Below are 16,782 nucleotides of genomic sequence, written 5' to 3' on the forward strand. Positions count from 1 at the left end.
GCGGCGCGGCTTCGGGCCGTGGCCGCCACCGCCCCCTGTAATGGGGCCCGTTCTGTAATGGGGTCCGCTGCCGCCCGCCGTGGGAAGAGACCGATGCACGAGATGTCGATCGCCGCCGCCGTCGTCGAGCAGGTGGAGGCGGCCGCGCGCGACCACGGGGCCCCCGGGGTGGCGCGGGTGCGGCTGCAGGTGGGCGAGTTGGCCGGGGTCGTGGCCGAAGCCCTCGACTTCTGCTTCGAACTGGCCTGCGCCGGAACGCCGGTGGAGGGCGCGGTGCTGGACGCCGAGACCGTCGCGGGGCGGGCCCGGTGCGCGCCCTGCTCCGTCGAGTGGGCCGTCGGCATGCCGCCCGACCTCGCCTGCCCGAGCTGCTCCGGAGGCGGCGGAGTCGAGCTGCTCTCCGGGCGCGAGCTCCAGATCCTCGCCGTCGAATGGGCCGGGCGCCCGGGCGCACCGGCGGAACAGAAAGGCTGACGCGATGTGCCAGACGGTCGACCTGCGCCAGGCGGTCCTCGCCCGCAACGACGACAGCGCCCGCGAACTGCGGACAGCGCTCACCGCCCGGGGGACGGTGGCGGTGAACCTGCTGTCCAGCCCCGGCAGCGGAAAAACCGCCCTGCTGGAGGCCGAGTTGGGGCTGGCCCGACGGCGCGGCGTGGCGGTTGCCGCGCTCACCGCCGACCTCGCCACCGAGAACGACGCGCTGCGGCTGGCCCGTTCGGGCGCACCGGTGAAGCAGGTGCTCACCGACGGGCTCTGCCACCTGGAGGCGCGGATGCTCGCCGGGCACCTGGACGGCTGGCTGCCCCAGGACTGCCGGCTGCTGTTCGTGGAGAACGTCGGCAACCTGGTCTGCCCGGCCTCCTACGACCTCGGCGAATCGCTGCGGGTGGTGCTGGCCTCGGTGACCGAGGGCGAGGACAAGCCGCTCAAGTACCCGACCGCGTTCGGGCTGGCCAACCTGGTGCTGGTGACCAAGGCGGACCTCGCCGCGGCCGCCGAGTTCGACGAGGCGGCGTTCCTGGCGAGCGTCCAGCGCGTCAACCCCGGCGTGGAGGTGGTGCACACCTCGGCCCGCACCGGTGACGGCGTCGGGGCGCTGCTGGACCGGGCGCTGGCCGTGCTGGACGGCGCCGAGCCGCACCGGCCGGTGATGGCCGCCGTTGCCCACGGGCCCGGGCACTCGCACGGGGGGCACCACCACGCGGCGCAGGCGCCCCGGTGACGGCCGGCCATCCGGAACCCGACCGCGAGCGGCGGCGGGTCGCCGTCCGAGGTCTCGTGCAGGGGGTCGGCTTCCGGCCGTTCGTCTTCACGCTGGCCGGCGAACTCGGGCTGGCCGGCAGTGTCACCAACACCGGCGAGGGCGTGCTGGCCGAGATCGAGGGCAGCCGGGAAGCGCTGGACGCCTTCTGCCTGCGGGTGGCCGGCGACGCGCCGCCGCTCGCCCAGGTGGCCTCGGTCGAGCACGCGCCGCTCGCCGTGACCGGGGACAGCGGCTTCACCATCGCCCCGTCCCGCGCCGACGGCCCCCGCGCCACCCTGATCCCGCCGGACGTCGCCGTCTGCGCCGACTGCCTGGCCGAACTCACCGACCCGGCCGACCGGCGCCACCGGCACCCGTTCATCAGCTGCACCAACTGCGGCCCCCGGCACACCATCGTCACCGGCCTGCCGTACGACCGCGCCAACACCACCATGGCCGGCTTCCCGATGTGCGCGGACTGCGAGCGGGAGTACACCGACCCCGCCGACCGCCGGTTCCACGCCCAGCCCGTTGCCTGCCACGCCTGCGGGCCGCGACTCGCGCTGACCGTCCCCGGAACCGCCGGGCGGACGGGGGAGGAGGCGCTCACCGAGGCCCGCCGACTGCTGGCCGACGGGGCGATCCTCGCCGTCAAGGGCATCGGCGGCTACCACCTCGCCTGCGACGCGCGCGACGCCGAAGCCGTCGCCCTGCTGCGCCGGCGCAAGCGGCGCGGCGACAAGCCGTTCGCCCTGATGGCCCGTGACCTCGCCACCGTCGAGGGCCTGCTGCCGGTCGGCCCGGTCGAGCGGGAACTGCTCACCGGACCGGTACGGCCGATCGTCCTGCTGCGCCGCACCCTCCCGTCGACGCCCGAACTCGCGGCGGTCGCCCCGGGCAGCCCCGACCTCGGCGTGATGCTCCCGTACACGCCGCTGCACCACCTGATCCTCGCCGCCCCCGGACCGGACCTGCTGGTGATGACCAGCGCCAACCTCTCCGGCGAACCGATCGTCACCGACGACCGGGAGGCGCTGAGCAGACTCGCCCCGCTCGTCGACGGCTGGCTCGCCCACGACCGGCCGATCCACGTGCCGTGCGAGGACTCCGTGGTGCGGGTGGTGGACGGCGAACAGCTGCCGCTGCGCCGCTCGCGCGGCTACGCCCCGCTGCCGCTCCCGCTGCCGGTACCCGTCCGCCCGGTGCTGGCGGTCGGCGGCGACCTGAAGAACAGCTTCGCGCTGGCCCGCGACGGCTACGCCTGGCTGTCCGGGCACATCGGCGACATGGACGACCTGGCCACGCTGCGCGCCTTCGACCGCGCGGTCGAGCAGCTCGGCACGGTCAGCGGGGTGCGGCCCGAACTGCTCGCCGCCGACCGGCACCCCGGCTACCGCTCGGTGCGGCACGCCGAGCGGACCGCCGCAGGCCGGCCGGTGCGCCGGGTGCAGCACCACCACGCCCACATCGCCGCGGTGATGGCCGAACACGGCCTGGACGGCGGCCGGCCGGTGCTCGGGGTGGCCTTCGACGGCACCGGCTACGGCGAGGACGGCGCGATCTGGGGCGGCGAGGTGCTGCTGGCCGACTACGACGGATTCCGCCGCCTCGCCCACCTCGGCTACGTGCCGCTGCCGGGCGGGGACGCAGCCGTCGAGCGCCCCTACCGGACGGCGCTGGCGCACCTGCGTGCGGCCGGGCTGCCCTGGACGCCCGGGCTGCCGCCGGTCGAGGCCTGCCCGCAGGAGGAACTCCGATTTCTGGAACGACAGTTGGAGCGCGGGCTGAACTGCGTGCCGACCTCCAGCATGGGCCGGCTCTTCGACGCGGTGTCCTCGCTCGCAGGGGTCTGCCACCGGGCCGGGTACGAGGCCCAGGCGGCGATCGAACTGGAGGCGGCGGCGGTCGGTCACGGCCCGGCGGCGGGCTACGGATTCGGGCTGTCGGCGGCGGCGGACGGTTGGATCGCCGACCCCGGGCCGGTGCTGGCCGGGGTCGTGGCGGACGTGGCCGCCGGCGCGTCCGCCGGGCTGGTCGCCGCGCGCTTCCACGCCGGGGTGGCCGATGCCGTCCGGCGGATCTGCGTGGCCGTCCGGGCGGAGTGCGGCACCGCGACGGTGGCGCTCAGCGGCGGCGTCTTCGCCAACGCGCTGCTCTCCTCGGCCTGCGCGAGCGGCCTCGGAGCGGCCGGCTTCACCGTGCTACGGCACCGCCGGGTGCCGCCCAACGACGGAGGGCTGGCGCTCGGCCAGCTGATGGTGGCCGCCCGGTCGTCGGCCACCCGGGAGGAGTGAGAGCGGATGTGCCTGGCAGTGCCCGGCAGGGTGACGGAGGTCGCGGAGCGGGACGGGACCCGGATGGCGGTCATGGACTTCGGCGGGGTGGTCAAGGACGTGTGCCTGGAGTACCTGCCCGACCTGGAGGTAGGGGAGTACGCGATCGTCCACGTGGGCTTCGCGCTCCAGCGACTGGACGAGGAGTCGGCCCGGCGGACCCTGGAGCTGTTCGAGGAACTCGGGCTCCTGCAGGAGGAGTTCGGCGACCCGTGGGAGGCGGCGGGGGAGTGGGACGCGACACGAGCGGCTGAGGAGGCCGGACGGTGAAGTACCTGGAGGAGTTCCGCAATCCCGAGCTGGCGGCGGGCCTGCTCGCCGACATCAGGGCGACGGTCACCCGGCCGTGGGCGCTGATGGAGGTGTGCGGCGGCCAGACGCACAGCATCATCCGGCACGCCATCGACCAACTCCTGCCGGAAGAAGTCGAGTTGATCCACGGACCCGGCTGCCCGGTGTGTGTCACCCCGCTGGAGGTGATCGACCGGGCGCTCGCGATCGCCGCCCGGCCGGAGGTCATCTTCTGCTCCTTCGGGGACATGCTGCGGGTGCCCGGCACCGACCGGGACCTCTTCCGGGTCCGCGGAGAGGGCGGCGACGTCCGGGTGGTGTACTCACCGCTCGACGCCCTGCGGATCGCCCGGGAGAACCCGGACCGGGAGGTCGTCTTCTTCGGCATCGGCTTCGAGACCACGGCCCCGCCGAACGCCATGGCCGTCCACCTGGCCAGGAAGCAGGGCCTGCACAACTTCAGCATGCTGGTCTCGCACGTCCGGGTGCCGCCCGCCATCGAGGCGATCATGGACTCGCCGGACTGCCGGGTCCAGGGCTTCCTCGCCGCCGGGCACGTGTGCAGCGTGATGGGCACCGCCGAGTACCCGGCGCTCGCGGAACGCCACCGGGTGCCGATCGTCGTCACCGGCTTCGAACCGCTGGACATCCTGGAAGGCATCCGGCGCACCGTACGGCAGTTGGAGCGCGGGGAGCACACCGTCGACAACGCCTACCCGCGGGCCGTCAGACCCGAGGGCAACCCGGCCGCCCGCGCCATGCTGGAGGACGTCTTCGAGGTGACCGACCGCGCCTGGCGGGGCATCGGCGTCATCCCGCGCAGCGGCTGGCGGCTGGCGCCGCACTACCGGGACCACGACGCCGAGCACCGCTTCGACGTCGCGGGGATCGTCACCAGGGAACCGGCCCAGTGCCGGGCCGGCGAGGTGCTGCAGGGGCTGCTGAAGCCCCACCAGTGCGAGGCCTTCGGTACGGTCTGCACCCCGCGCACCCCGCTCGGCGCCACCATGGTCTCCAGTGAGGGGGCCTGCGCCGCGTACTACCTCTACCGGCGGCTGAGCACGCCGGTCACGCCCCAGGAGGCGAGTCCCGTTGGCTGACACCGAGATGCTGGCGGAACAGTCGGCCGCGCCCGACTTCTCCGGCTGGAGCTGCCCGCTGCCGCTGCGCGACCACCCCCGGGTGGTGATGGGGCACGGGGGTGGCGGGGCGATGTCCGCCGAGCTGGTGCAGAACCTCTTCGCGCCCGCGTTCGGCGGGCGGGCGCTGGAGGGGCTCGGCGACTCCGCCGTCCTGGAGCTGGGTGGCGCCCGGCTCGCCTTCTCCACCGACTCCTACGTGGTACGGCCGCTGTTCTTCCCCGGCGGCTGCATCGGCGACCTCGCCGTCAACGGCACGGTCAACGACCTCGCCATGAGCGGGGCCCGGGCGGCCTACCTGTCCTGCGGCTTCATCCTGGAGGAGGGGGTGGAGATGGCCGTGGTGGACCGGGTGGCCCGGGCGCTCGGCGCCGCCGCCCGTACCGCCGGGGTCGAGGTGGCCACCGGCGACACCAAGGTGGTCGAGGCCGGGCACGGGGACGGCGTCTACCTGAACACCGCCGGCATCGGGCTCGTCCCGGCCGGGGTCGACATCCGGCCGCAGCGGGCCCGCCCCGGTGACGTGGTGATCCTCAGCGGGCCGATCGGGCTGCACGGAGTGGCGATCATGAGCGTCCGGGAGGGCCTGGAGTTCGGCGTCGAGGTGCGCAGCGACAGCGCGGCGCTCGGCGGGCTGGTCGAGGCGATGCTCGCGGTGACGCCCGATCTGCACGTGCTGCGCGACCCCACCCGTGGCGGGCTGGCCGCGTCGCTCAACGAGATCGCGGCGGCGGCCGGGGTGGGCGTGGTGCTGAGCGAACGCGCCGTCCCCGTCCCGGATCCGGTGGCCAACGCGTGCGCGGTGCTGGGCCTGGACCCGATGTACATCGCCAACGAGGGCAAGCTGGTCGCCTTCGTCCCGCGTGGCGCGGCCGACGCCGTGCTCGCCGCGATGCGCGCCCACCCGCTCGGCGCGGAGGCGGTGGTGATCGGCGAGTGCGTCGAGGAGCACCCCGGGATGGTCGTCGCCCGCACCGGGTTCGGCGGCACCCGGGTGGTCGACCTGCCGATGGGCGAGCAGCTGCCGCGGATCTGCTGACACCGGCTCGGGCGGGGCGTCGACGGCGGGTGTCGTCGGCGCCCCGCCCGGCTCGGCGTTCTGGCCGGTTTGGGCACCGGTCAGGAGCCGCGGGCGTAGGTGCGCTTGGTGGTGCCCTTCGGGTCCGTCTCCAGGTAGCCGGTGCCGTAGTCGTCGGCGAGGTAGACCTTGATGGTGGGGGTGCCGTCGAACATGTCGGAGTTGATGAGCAGGTAGCGCGTGGTCGGCTGGGGGACGTTCACGGTGTCCTGGGCGCGCTGGAGCAGGCCGGGCAGGATGTCCCAGCTGTACTGCTGCAGGTCGATGGGCTTCTCGTCGCCGTTCAGCTCCCCGCCGGCCTCACGGTCGACCTTGCCGTCGCGGATCGTGATCCGGTCGTAGAGCGTGGGGCCGGCCGCGGTGGGCACCTCGGCGATGGCGTAGTCCGGGTAGACGGTCAGCTCGAAGACCTTGTTGCCGGGCGTGTAGGGCTGCAGGGACGCGACGGTGCGGCGCACGCCGTCCGGGGTCAGCAGGGTCGCCCCGGCGGCCGTCGGGGCCGGTGCGGCGCTCGGTACGGAGGTCGGCGTGGCGGCGGTGGACTGCGAGGTCGCGGGCGGCGGGTTGCCGGACACGGAGCTCGTGGCGCCGGTCGTGCTGCTCGGGGCCTTGGCCGCGTCGGCCGCCGCGCCGGTGCCGGGCCGGTTCAGGTAGAGGGCCCCGGCGCCGGCGAGCACCACCGCGCCGGCCGCCACCACGGCGATCGTGGTGCGGCCCCGGCGGGAGGCCGCCGTTGGGGGCGCACCCACGGTCGGGGGTGGCGGGAAACCGGCGGGTATCCGGTCCGGCGGCGCCGGCGGGGCAGGCGGGGCGAGCGGGAACGTCCCGGTCTCGTACTCGGCCTCCTCCAGCGCCCGGTCGAGCTGCTCGGCGTCCGGACGCAGCGCCGGGTCCTTGCCGAGCAGGGCGACCAGCAGCGGCCCGAGCCGCCCGGCCCGGCTCGGGGGCGGCAGCGGCTCGTCGAGGACGGCGGCCAGGGTAGCCAGGGTGGTCGCCCGGCGCAGCGGGTGCCGGCCCTCGATGGCGACGTAGAGCAGCATGCCGAGCGACCACAGGTCGGAGGAGGGGTTGCCCTCCTGACCGCGGATCCGTTCCGGTGCGATGTACTCAGGAGAGCCGATCAGCGCCCCGGTCGCGGTCAGCGCGGTGGCGTCCTGGATGGCCGCGATGCCGAAGTCCGCGAGTACCGGGGTGCCGTCGGGGCGCAGCAGTATGTTGCCGGGCTTGACGTCCCGGTGCTGGACGCCGACGGCGTGCGCTGCGCGCAGCGCGGACAGCACACCGCGCCCGATGCGGGCGGCGTCGGCCGTGGCGAGCGGGCCGTGGGCCAGTCGGTCGGCGAGGCTGCCGCCGCTGACCAGTTCCATCACCAGCCAGGGGTGGGGGTGCTCCGGGCTGTCGACGATGTGGTGGATGACCACGACGTTGGGGTGCTGCAGCCGGGCGAGCGCCCGGGCCTCGCGCAGTACCCGCTCGCGCAGCTCCCGGACGCCGTCCGGGTCGGCCGCGGCCATCGCCGGGTCCGCCGGACGGACCTCCTTGAGCACCACTTCGCGGTGCAGTGCGTTGTCCCGGGCCCGCCAGACCAGGCCCATGCCGCCGCCACCGAGCTGCTGGAGCAGTTCGAAGCGCCCGTCGACGAGGCGTCGTTCCGCCCCAGCTGTGTTCATGGCGGTCATGGTAGGAGATCCCGGGGACAGTTCCGGCCACGTGGGGGGTCCGCCGAAACGGGCTCCCGGCCGGTCGTGCACGGGCCTTTCACTCCCGGCTCTCGCGGACGACCGAGGCGGCCCAGACGCCGGCGACCAGGAGGGCCACCGCCAGCAGGACCACGCCGATCACGATGGCCGTCCAGCCCCCGCTGGTGAGGTTGTCCAACTGCTCCTGATAGGTGGAGTCGTGGGGCTCGGGCATGCCCTCGCCGAAGGAGCCGGCGGCACGGGGGTGGCAGACGTCCCCGGGCGACATGGGCCGGCCGAAGCAGGTGGGCACCGCGGTGTGCAGCTTGTGGACGCCCATCAGGATCAGGCCGAAGCCCGCGCCGAAGAGTACGAGCACGATCAGCATCTTGACGGCCCCCCGGTTCCGCTGTCCCGCACGGCCTCGGCGTCGGCGGGCGTACGCACGCTCCGACGCGCGACGCGTCCCGGGCGGTTCCGCCCGGCCGGCTGCTTGGCCGGGCAGGCCGTTGACCCGGCAACTCGGTGACATGGGCCGTCCCGTGTCCCGACCTTCCGGGTCGGTGACACGGGACGGGCCACGAGGGGGATCAGCGCAGGCCGGCGAAGAGGTCGTTCTCCGGTACGGCCGCGCCGGTGGCGTCCTGGACGCGGACGAAGGTCTCCACGCCCATCAGTTCGGTGAACCGCTCCTTGCCCATCCGCAGGAAGAAGATGTTCTCGCCCTGGCTGGCGTGCGCGGCCAGGGCGTCGAACTTCTGGCCGCCGAACTCGGTGGTGTCGACCCAGGTGGTGATCTCCTCGTCGGGGAGGCCTATCTCGGGCATCACCTCCGCCTCGGCCGGGTCCGACCCGGTCTCGGCCGGATCCGCCTCCTCCCAGTCGGAGCCGAACTCGCGCATGAGCTCGCCGAAGCGCTGCATCGCCGAGCGCGGCGCCGTCGTCCAGTAGACCTTCGGCGTCATCCCGGTCAGCTCCAGGGCCGCCATCGTGATGCGGTTGGCCTGGATGTGGTCCGGGTGGCCGTAGAAGCCGTTCTCGTCGTAGGTCACGACCACGTCGGGCCGGTAGTGCCGGAGCAGTTCGGCGAGGCGGGCGGCGCCCTCCTCGACGGGCGTCCGCCAGAAGGAGCCGGGCGCGTCGTTGGCCGCCCAGCCCATCATCCCGGAGTCCGCGTAGTCCAGCGTCTCCAGGTGGGTGACCTTGAGGACGTCGCAGCTCGCCTGGAGTTCCTCGCGGCGCATCGCGGCGACGGCCGCCGGGTCGTGCCCGGGCTCGCCGGGCTTGACGCCTCCCGGTCCGTCACCGCAGGCGCCGTCGGTACAGGTGACGAGGACCGTACGGATCCCCTCCGCCGCGTACCGCGCCAGCACACCCCCTGTTCCGGTGGCCTCGTCGTCGGGGTGGGCGTGCACCGCCATCAGCGTCAAGGGCCGGTCAACCATGGAAACCATCCTCCGGTCTGAAAAGTGCTCGGCCCGAGTCTGCGGTACACGGGCGGCCGATCGCCAGCGAAATCAGGGCGATGTGGCGAGGCGCTACACCTCGATGTTGGAGCCCATGAGCACCGTGCGGTCCTGGGGCAGCTGGAAGAAGGTCGTGGCGCTCGACGTGATGTGCGAGGTGGCGATGAACAGGTGCTTGCGCCAGGTCGGCATGGTCTTCTCCGGGCCGGGCGTCAGCTCGATCTTGGAGAGGAAGTAGGTGCAGGTGTCGAGGTCGAGCCGGCCCTCGGTCTGCTCCGGCTTGAGGCGGCGCAGCGCGGCCGGGACGTTCGGCGCCTCCATGTAGCCGAACTTGACGGTCACCAGGATGATCCCGTCCTCGGTGTGGCCGAGGGAGTCGACGACGGCGCGGTCCTGCGGCCGTACGCGGGGCACCGGTACGGTCTGGATCGCCACGATCGCGACGTGCTCGTGGCGGACCCGGTTGTGCTCGACGTTGGCCCGCAGTGCCAGCGGCACGGTGGTGGACGAGCGGTTGAGGAAGATCGCGGTGCCCGGGACGACGGCCACGTCCTTCCCGATCTGCAGTTCGTCGATGAAGGGCTGCAGCGGGCCCTCCAGCCGTTCGCGGCTCGCGGTGACGACGTCGCGCCCGCGCCGCCAGGTGGTCATGATCACGAAGACGACCAGGCCGATCAGCAGCGGCAGCCAGGCGCCGTGGATGAGCTTGGTCATGTTGGCGGCGACGAAGAGCAGGTCGATCGTGACCAGGATGCCGCCGCCGACGACGATCACCGGCAGCGGCACCTTCCAGCGCTGCCGGGCGACGTAGAAGAAGAGGATCGTGGTGATGGTGATCGTCGCGGTGACGGCCATCCCGTAGGCGAAGGTGAGCGCCGCCGAGCTCTGGAACGCGAAGACGAGGACGAGCACCGAGATCATCAGCAGCCAGTTGATCCACGGGACGTAGATCTGCCCGATCGTCTTCTCGGAGGTGTGGGCGATGCGCAGCCGCGGGAGGTAGCCGAGCTGGGCGGCCTGGGAGACGACGGAGAAGGCACCGGTGATCACCGCCTGGGAGGCGATGACGGTGGCCGCGGTGGCCAGGATGACGAGCGGTACCCGTCCCCACTCGGGCGCCAGGAGGAAGAACGAGCCGTTCACGTTGGCGGGGTCCTTCAGGATGAGGGCCGCCTGTCCGAGGTAGCTCAGGACCAGGGTCGGGAGGACGAGGAAGGTCCAGGCCCGGGTGATCGACCGGCGGCCGAAGTGGCCCATGTCCGCGTACAGCGCCTCGGCGCCGGTGAAGGCCAGGACGACGGCCGCGAGGGCGAAGAAGGCGACGTCGAAGTGGTTGACCAGGAAGTCGACGGCGTACGTGGGCGACAGCGCGCGCAGGACGTTCGGCTCGTCGGCGATGCCGGCGACTCCGAGCGAGCCGATGGTGAGGAACCAGACGATCATGATCGGCCCGAACAGCTTGCCGACGGCCTCGGAACCGCGTCGCTGGCCGAGGAACAGCAGCACGATGATCGCCGTGGTGATCGGGATGATGAGCTCGTCCATGCCCGGGTCGACGACCTTGAGGCCCTCGACCGCGGACAGCACGGACATGGCCGGTGTGATCATGCTGTCACCGAGGAACAGGGCGGCACCGAATATGCCGAGTGCCGCCAGCCAGACCGCGGTGCGTCGGCCCCGGCTCGCGAGCTTCTGCTGGAGCAGGGTGATCAGCGCCATGATCCCGCCCTCGCCGTCGTTGTCCGCGCGCATCGCGAGCGAGACGTAGGTGACGGAGACGATGAGGATGACCGACCAGAAGACCAGGGACACGACGCCGTAGACGTTGGCGGTGTTCAGCGGCACCGGGTGCGGGTCGTCGGGGTTGAACAGGGTCTGCATCGTGTAGATCGGGCTGGTGCCGATGTCGCCGAACACCACGCCGAGCGCGCCGACGATCAGGCCCAGTCGCGCCGTGTCGCGTACGACGGCCTTGCCGCTGCCGGGCGGTCGTTTTCCTGCTTCGGTCTGTATCGCCTGCACTCGTCGCAACTTTCACTCGGCGAGCCGGTCCGAGTCGGTAGCCCGGTTACGACCTCGCACTGTTCCGGCGCCGTACCGGGCCCGCGCGCTTGGTTGCGTGACCCGCTCAGCTGCCCAAGTAGAAGTAGTGTCGTGCTGCGGTGTCAAACCCGTGCGACCAGCGACGACGGCCTGCGACTGCTGCGCCGCCTCCCGTGAACGACGGCCCGCCGCCGGGAGCCGGGGCGGCGCCGGGCCGTCGGCGAACGGCCGGGCGCCGCGACGGCCGGATCAGGACAGCGTGACGTCGTCGTACAGGGTGTACGTCGGGTCGCCCGCGTAGTCGTCGTCGTGGTTGACCAGGGTCAGCGTGTAGCTGCGCCCGGCCGTGACGGCGGCCGTCACCTGGGACCAAGTGGTCATGTCGGTACAGGTCCTGGGCAGCACGGTGGTGGTGGCGCCGGTGGTGTTGTCGGTCAGGGTCGCGGTGGCCCAGTCGTAGGCGACGGTGTCGGACGTGGTCATCCGGTACCAGAAGGACAGCTGCGTGGTGTCGCTCGGCGCGGTGAAGGTCTGGGAGAGCGACGAGTCGCCGTTGGTCGCCGTGGTGGCGCCCAGCATGGCCGCGTACGTCCCGCTGTGGGTGGCCGTGGTGGTGGTGCTCGCACTGCCGGAGGCCGTCCAGCCGGTCAGACCGCCGGCCTCGACGGTGCCGTTGACCAGGCCCGCGGCGGGCGGCGGGGTCTGGTTGCCGCTCGGGCCCGGGTCGGTGGTGCTCACCGCTCCGGTCTCGATGTGGCCGGCCAGGCGGCGCAGGAAGCCGGCGGAGGTGTTGGCGGTGACGGTCAGGTCGTACCAGCCGCTCTTGGTGGCGAAGGAGGCGCCGACCGGGGCGGAGGCGGTGGTCCCGGCCGGGACGGTGTACGTCCAGGGGCCGCCGGTGCCGTAGGTGTTGTCCGTGACGGTGACGGTGGCCGCCGTACCGCCGGTGTTGGTGAAGGCCAGGTTCAGCTTGTTGTTGGCGGTGTCGTAGCCGGTGGCGACCTCGACCAGTGCCGCGCCGCTCGCGCAGGCGGTGGTGCGGTTGCCGGCGAAGCGGTGGTGGAAGCGGTTGGGGCCGTAGAGCGAGAGGTCGTAGGCGCCGGTCGGGGTCCCGGCCACCCAGTTGTCGGAGACGGTGGCGCCGGCGCCGACGGTGTAGAGCCACGGGCCGTCGGTGCGGTAGGCGTTCGGGTAGACGTAGTAGAGGACCCCCGCCGTACCGGTGTTGGTCATGTCGATCCAGAACTTCCCGCCGGCGCAGTCGGTTCGGCCGTTGGCGTTCGGCTGCCACGGCAGGGCGCGGGCCGGACGGGTGCCGGGCTCCTGGGCGGGCATCGCCTGGGTGCCGGGGACGGCCGGCGCCGGGAGGGTGCTGCACTGGTTGTCCGCGCCGGAGACGTAGGTGCCGGTGTCGGGCAGCGCGGGCCAGCTGGTGTCCTGGCCGGTGAAGCCGAAGACGGACGTCAGGTCACCGCTGACGACGCGGCGCCAGGCGCTGATGTTGGGTTCCTGGACACCGAAGCGCTGCTCCAGAAAGCGGATCACCGACGTGTGGTCGAAGACCTGGGAGTTGACGTAGCCGCCCCGGGTCCACGGCGAAACCACGATGAGCGGGACGCGCGGGCCCATGCCGATCGCCTGGCCGCCCGAGATCTCACCGGTGGTGGGGACGGAGCTGATGCCCTGGCTGGAGGAGGCCGGCGGGATCGGCGGCGGGACGTGGTCGAAGAAGCCGCCGTTCTCGTCGTAGTTGAGGATGAAGGCGGTCTGCGACCAGACGCTCTGGTTGGCCGCCAGCACCTTGAGCAGCCGCGCGGACAGGTCCTCGCCGTACGCGGGCTTGTAGTTGGCGTGCTCGGAGAGCGAGGCCGGGGCGACGATCCAGGAGACGGCCAGCACGCACCACGCCGCGATCTTCGCGCCACACGTTGGCGGCGGCGCCCGCGCGTACCCGGCGGTCCAGGTCATGGCCGGCGAGGTCACGATCGTCAGCTGGCAGACCGAGCTTCTGATCACTGTGATGACCAGGTAAGGAGAGAGGGAGTATGACGTTCTACGTCTCGGACAACGGCCAGGCTCTCGAACTGGTCGGCGATCTCTTCGGCGCGCCAGACGGCTTCCGGGAGGTCAGCGCAGAGGAGTACCACGCCGCCCTGGACACGGCCATCCTCGCCGTCCCCGGCACCACCCCCGCGCAGGAACCGACTTCAGGCCAGCGCAGCGTACGGCGAGCTCGGTAGCGGCGGCACGACGCGTTAGAGCGCGGTGTGGCTGATGGTGGGGTGCCGAGCCCCGGACACCACATATGGTGCCGCATCAATCTGACAGCCGTACAGGTATTCTGATCCTGCTGCTCCAGAAGAGAATCGCCGAAAGCTCCGCGATCGCCCCGGCTCCCTGCCGGGGCTCAGGCCACAAGCCTGACTTCGTAGAGAGGAGCTCGATCATGGCTCATGATCGACACGTTCGCCGTTCGTCCGACTTGACCGCGTGGTGTTCGATCGTCAGCACTTGGTGCCTGACGGTCGTGACGCTGCTCGACGCGCTCAAGTAGTTCGGGGGGCTCCGAAAGGGCCCTCAAGGCGAAACGGAGTGGGCCGCCTCTGCCGATGGGCAGAGCGCGGCCCTCCGTCGTTCCCGCCCACGACCACCGTCGTGCTGCTCCACCGCTGAGAGCTCGCGCGCGGCGGGGAAGCCCCCAGGCCGCAAGGGCCGGCGCCGCTATGCTGGTGGCTGAGCCGCTGGTTTTGGGCCGGGCCTCCACACAAGGAGGTTCCCGGCATGTCTTGCCCGCTCATCGCCAACGCCGACACGATCCGGGTGACCCGGGTCGACGGCTGCGGCCGACCCATCTGCGGCCCGGAAGGTTCGTACGTCTTCGACTGCTTCGCGTCGCTCTCCATGAAGCCCAACATCGACCAGGGCAAGGACGTCGAGTACAAGGCCGCAAACGGCCGCGTCTGCGGGTTCAAGCGCGGCTGCCCGTCCTTCAAGGGCTTCGACATCGAGCTCAAGTTCGTCTCGGTCTCACCCGAGTTCATCGAGCTGACGACCGGCAACCCGGTGGTGCACGCCTTCGACGGCGTTGGGACCGCCTACCCCCGGGCCGCGCGATCGCTGGCCCGGATCCGGACGGTGATCGGCGGTACCAGTGCCGTTGCCCCGCTGTACGCTGGCCTCTTCGCCGTGATCATGTCCGAGGTTGGCTTCTTCACCCCCTTCCTGCACGCGCAGAACACCAACGGTCGAACGACAGGCGGCTGATCGCTTAGTACTCCAGCCGTAGATCGCGATCTTGCCGGGTTGCTGCTTACGGCCCGTAGACGAGGTCCGTACCCCCGCTGGCCTCAATCAGCCAGGACAACGAGCCGCTACCGAAGGGCCAGCCAGTGGTCGCCACCTGCACCCAACCGCCGTCCGGCTCATCGGTTCCCGCGTCCCACCACCACCAGCTCCGGTCGTTTCCCATCCCTTCCTCGGTCGGGTCGAAGTAGTAGAGCCAGCCCGAGAGCATCCACGGACCCTGATCGACAGCCGCCTTCTGCTGCGGCGTCATCGCCCGCCACTGACGCAGCCAGGCCTCGGCGTCGAAGGGCTCGCCATGTTCTGGTTCGGGGTGCTCGGGCGCGCACTGCTGGATGAACCAAGCCGGCAGCAGCTGCGGCCAGCGCTCAAATGTTGGCCAGTCACCCATCTGCGCGACTACGCACGTCAGTACCGCGCGCGCATTGCCTATGACCTGGACCGGATCCTGGGCAGTGAACCGGAGGCGCACGAGAAGCGGCCGGGGCTGGTCGTCCTCGGCCCCGGTCCAGATCGAAGGCGCCGCAGCTCGCCTTTCATGATTTCCACGGTGAGGAAGTATGCACCGGCACCGACCGCGCGACATCTCGATATCCCCAGCGCTCGGGGACACGAACCTCTATGGCTGGACAACTGCCTGCCGTCGGTAGTGGCAGCCTCGGGCGCGGGCTTGGTGTCGACGTCGCCATTGCGACCAGCGCAGGCGGTGTGCGAGGTCGTGGACGGGGCTGATCAGAGCCGCGAACAGGTGCTGGATCTCGTTCCCGGTCAAGGGGATCAGGCCGTCGGAGGTGGGCTGGTCGCGACGTTCGACTACCGCGGTGACGGCAAGGAAGGCGTGGGCGAGCATCGCGAGGGTGACCCAGCGGTGCCAGGAGGTCCATCGGCGAACCCGGTGCTCGTCCAGGCCCGTCAGGCCCTTGCCGGCCTGGAATGTCTCCTCGATCGTCCAGCGCCGTCCGGCGACCCGCACCAGCTCGGACATCGGCACCGGCCGGGGTGAGAAGCAGCGGTAGAAGGCGAGTTCGCCGGTGCGACGGTTGCGGCGGACCAGCAACCACCAGTGGCCGGACCGACCGACTGGGTCGTGGATGTCGATCTGTGCCCAGTCGTAGTACCGCTCGCCCTTCGCGCCCGCTCCGGCCGACAGTCGCTGCCAGGCCCTCTTGGGAATGCGCGCGGCCAGGGTCTTTGCCTGGAACTTCCCAGCGTGCGTGATGACGGGGTGAGTGCTGGAGACGGCCAGGACGTAGCCGGTCCGGCGTTGTTCCAGGGCGGTCCGCAAGTGCGGGTTGTCGCCGTAGACCTCGTGTCCCGCGACCCAGCGCGCGGGCGTTCCCGCGTCCAGGGCCCGCTCGACCATGCGGGCGGCGAGTTGGGGCTTGGTGGCGAACGCCAGATCGTCGGGGATGCCCGCGCTCCGGCAGCGGTCCGGGTCCTCGGTCCACGAGCACGGCCTCGGTGTCGTGCAGATGCTCGACAACATAGGCGCGTATGTCGTCGCGGATCGCGTCGGCGTCCCATTTCGCGCGGTGGAGCAGGTGCTGCATGCCGTCCGGAGTGGCGTCGCCCGCGTGCTCGGCCAGGGTCCAGCAGTTCTTCCGCGGCAGGTCCGACAGCAGCCCGGAGACGAGTCGCCGCACCCGGCGGCGAGGTTCAACTCGGGGAAACCGGCCCGCGATCCGGCTCATCAGAGCCTCGAATGCCTCCTGCCAGCGGGCAGGCACTACGCTGGCGTCCGAGGTCGCCGCATGATCATTGGTTGTCCACACAACACCTAATGATCAACGGCGGCCTCACCTGCTCGGACGCCACCGGAACCAGTAGTCCAGGCCTTCGATCCGGTAGCGGGCCCCGGCATCGAACCGCAGCTCGCCCACCAGTCGCCTCGCGTCTTCCGGCGCCTGCCGGCACGGCGCCAGCACGAGGGCCAACTCGTCGTAGCGGGCATCGATCCCGCCCTGGCCCGGATGGGTCTCCGGTCCCACCGCCCCAGCCTCATAGCGCTCGTTCCACCTGACGAAGATTGCCCACTGCTCGCGCTCCAGCCCCACCACCGCGTCGCTCGCGGGCCAGACGCTGTACTCGTCGGCTTCGTCAGCACGGTCATAGTAGGGCTTTGTTAGGTGCGGTGGTGTGGTTCTGGTGTCGGTGCGGGTTGGCCGCATATCGAGCAGGCGCCGGTCCAGGTGGCCAGGAGGGCC

15 protein-coding genes and 1 pseudogene are annotated in these 16,782 nt (G+C 71.8%); 8 read left to right on the forward strand and 8 right to left on the reverse strand.

Annotated elements, in window-relative coordinates:
- The first annotated feature begins 93 nt into the window (after positions 1-93).
- Genes ACIRYZ_RS39445 through hypE form a run of 6 tightly spaced genes read left to right on the forward strand, consistent with a single transcriptional unit; the run spans position 94 to position 6,048 of the window.
- On the forward strand, positions 94-474 hold the full coding sequence (locus tag ACIRYZ_RS39445; protein ID WP_402953474.1) for a hydrogenase maturation nickel metallochaperone HypA: 381 nt from the start codon (positions 94-96) through the stop codon (positions 472-474).
- 4 nt (positions 475-478) lie between these two features.
- A complete protein-coding gene (gene hypB, locus ACIRYZ_RS39450; protein ID WP_402953475.1) occupies positions 479-1,225 on the forward strand; it encodes a hydrogenase nickel incorporation protein HypB in 747 nt (248 codons plus the stop codon).
- Positions 1,222-3,540 carry a carbamoyltransferase HypF gene (hypF, locus tag ACIRYZ_RS39455; protein ID WP_402953476.1) on the forward strand — a complete coding sequence of 773 codons (2,319 nt, stop codon included), beginning with the start codon at positions 1,222-1,224 and terminating at the stop codon, positions 3,538-3,540. Before hypB ends, hypF begins: the two co-directional genes overlap by 4 nt.
- Positions 3,541-3,546: 6 nt before the next feature.
- The gene (locus ACIRYZ_RS39460; RefSeq protein WP_402953477.1) at positions 3,547-3,849 is read left to right on the forward strand and encodes a HypC/HybG/HupF family hydrogenase formation chaperone; all 303 of its coding nucleotides are present in this window, start codon (positions 3,547-3,549) and stop codon (positions 3,847-3,849) included.
- Positions 3,846-4,970, forward strand: a complete 1,125-nt coding sequence (gene hypD, locus ACIRYZ_RS39465) for a hydrogenase formation protein HypD (RefSeq protein ID WP_402953478.1) — start codon at positions 3,846-3,848, stop codon at positions 4,968-4,970. The genes ACIRYZ_RS39460 and hypD overlap by 4 nt, the downstream gene beginning before the upstream one ends.
- A gap of 7 nt (positions 4,971-4,977) precedes the next feature.
- Positions 4,978-6,048, forward strand: coding sequence for a hydrogenase expression/formation protein HypE (gene hypE, locus ACIRYZ_RS39470; protein ID WP_402953487.1), 1,071 nt, complete (start codon positions 4,978-4,980; stop codon positions 6,046-6,048).
- 80 nt (positions 6,049-6,128) lie between these two features.
- Here the strand turns inward: hypE and ACIRYZ_RS39475 are convergent, their stop codons facing one another.
- From ACIRYZ_RS39475 to ACIRYZ_RS39495, 5 genes are all read right to left on the reverse strand, one after another.
- On the reverse strand, positions 6,129-7,757 hold the full coding sequence (locus ACIRYZ_RS39475) for a serine/threonine-protein kinase (protein WP_402953479.1): 1,629 nt from the start codon (positions 7,755-7,757) through the stop codon (positions 6,129-6,131).
- Positions 7,758-7,845: 88 nt separating this feature from the next.
- Positions 7,846-8,145: a hypothetical protein gene (locus ACIRYZ_RS39480; protein WP_402953480.1), complete on the reverse strand. Its 300-nt coding sequence runs from the start codon at positions 8,143-8,145 to the stop codon at positions 7,846-7,848.
- A 211-nt stretch (positions 8,146-8,356) separates the two neighbouring features.
- On the reverse strand, positions 8,357-9,211 hold the full coding sequence (locus ACIRYZ_RS39485) for a PIG-L family deacetylase (RefSeq protein WP_402953481.1): 855 nt from the start codon (positions 9,209-9,211) through the stop codon (positions 8,357-8,359).
- A 93-nt stretch (positions 9,212-9,304) separates the two neighbouring features.
- The gene (locus ACIRYZ_RS39490) at positions 9,305-11,254 is read right to left on the reverse strand and encodes a potassium transporter Kup (RefSeq protein WP_402953482.1); all 1,950 of its coding nucleotides are present in this window, start codon (positions 11,252-11,254) and stop codon (positions 9,305-9,307) included.
- A gap of 270 nt (positions 11,255-11,524) precedes the next feature.
- Positions 11,525-13,243, reverse strand: a complete 1,719-nt coding sequence (locus ACIRYZ_RS39495; protein ID WP_402953483.1) for an alkaline phosphatase family protein — start codon at positions 13,241-13,243, stop codon at positions 11,525-11,527.
- A 77-nt stretch (positions 13,244-13,320) separates the two neighbouring features.
- On the opposite strand from ACIRYZ_RS39495, the gene ACIRYZ_RS39500 reads away from it, so the two are divergent.
- Together ACIRYZ_RS39500 and ACIRYZ_RS39505 are read left to right on the forward strand one after the other, a co-directional pair.
- A complete protein-coding gene (locus tag ACIRYZ_RS39500; RefSeq protein WP_402953484.1) occupies positions 13,321-13,515 on the forward strand; it encodes a hypothetical protein in 195 nt (64 codons plus the stop codon).
- A gap of 541 nt (positions 13,516-14,056) precedes the next feature.
- Entirely contained in the window at positions 14,057-14,539 is a 483-nt protein-coding gene (locus ACIRYZ_RS39505; RefSeq protein WP_402953485.1) for a hypothetical protein, read from the forward strand.
- A 46-nt stretch (positions 14,540-14,585) separates the two neighbouring features.
- Here ACIRYZ_RS39505 and ACIRYZ_RS39510 read toward each other — a convergent pair whose 3' ends face one another.
- The 3 genes and pseudogenes from ACIRYZ_RS39510 to ACIRYZ_RS39520 all read right to left on the reverse strand — a co-directional run bounded on the left by ACIRYZ_RS39510 (position 14,586) and on the right by ACIRYZ_RS39520 (position 16,767).
- Positions 14,586-14,969 (reverse strand): hypothetical protein, encoded by a 384-nt coding sequence (locus ACIRYZ_RS39510; RefSeq protein ID WP_402953486.1) that lies wholly within the window; start codon positions 14,967-14,969, stop codon positions 14,586-14,588.
- A gap of 228 nt (positions 14,970-15,197) precedes the next feature.
- Positions 15,198-16,269, reverse strand: a pseudogene (locus tag ACIRYZ_RS39515) (IS701 family transposase).
- 105 nt (positions 16,270-16,374) lie between these two features.
- Positions 16,375-16,767 (reverse strand): hypothetical protein, encoded by a 393-nt coding sequence (locus tag ACIRYZ_RS39520; RefSeq protein WP_402953488.1) that lies wholly within the window; start codon positions 16,765-16,767, stop codon positions 16,375-16,377.
- Positions 16,768-16,782: the final 15 nt, after the last annotated feature.

The sequence above is a fragment of the Kitasatospora sp. NPDC101155 genome (assembly GCF_044768305.1).
GTDB lineage: Bacteria > Actinomycetota > Actinomycetes > Streptomycetales > Streptomycetaceae > Kitasatospora.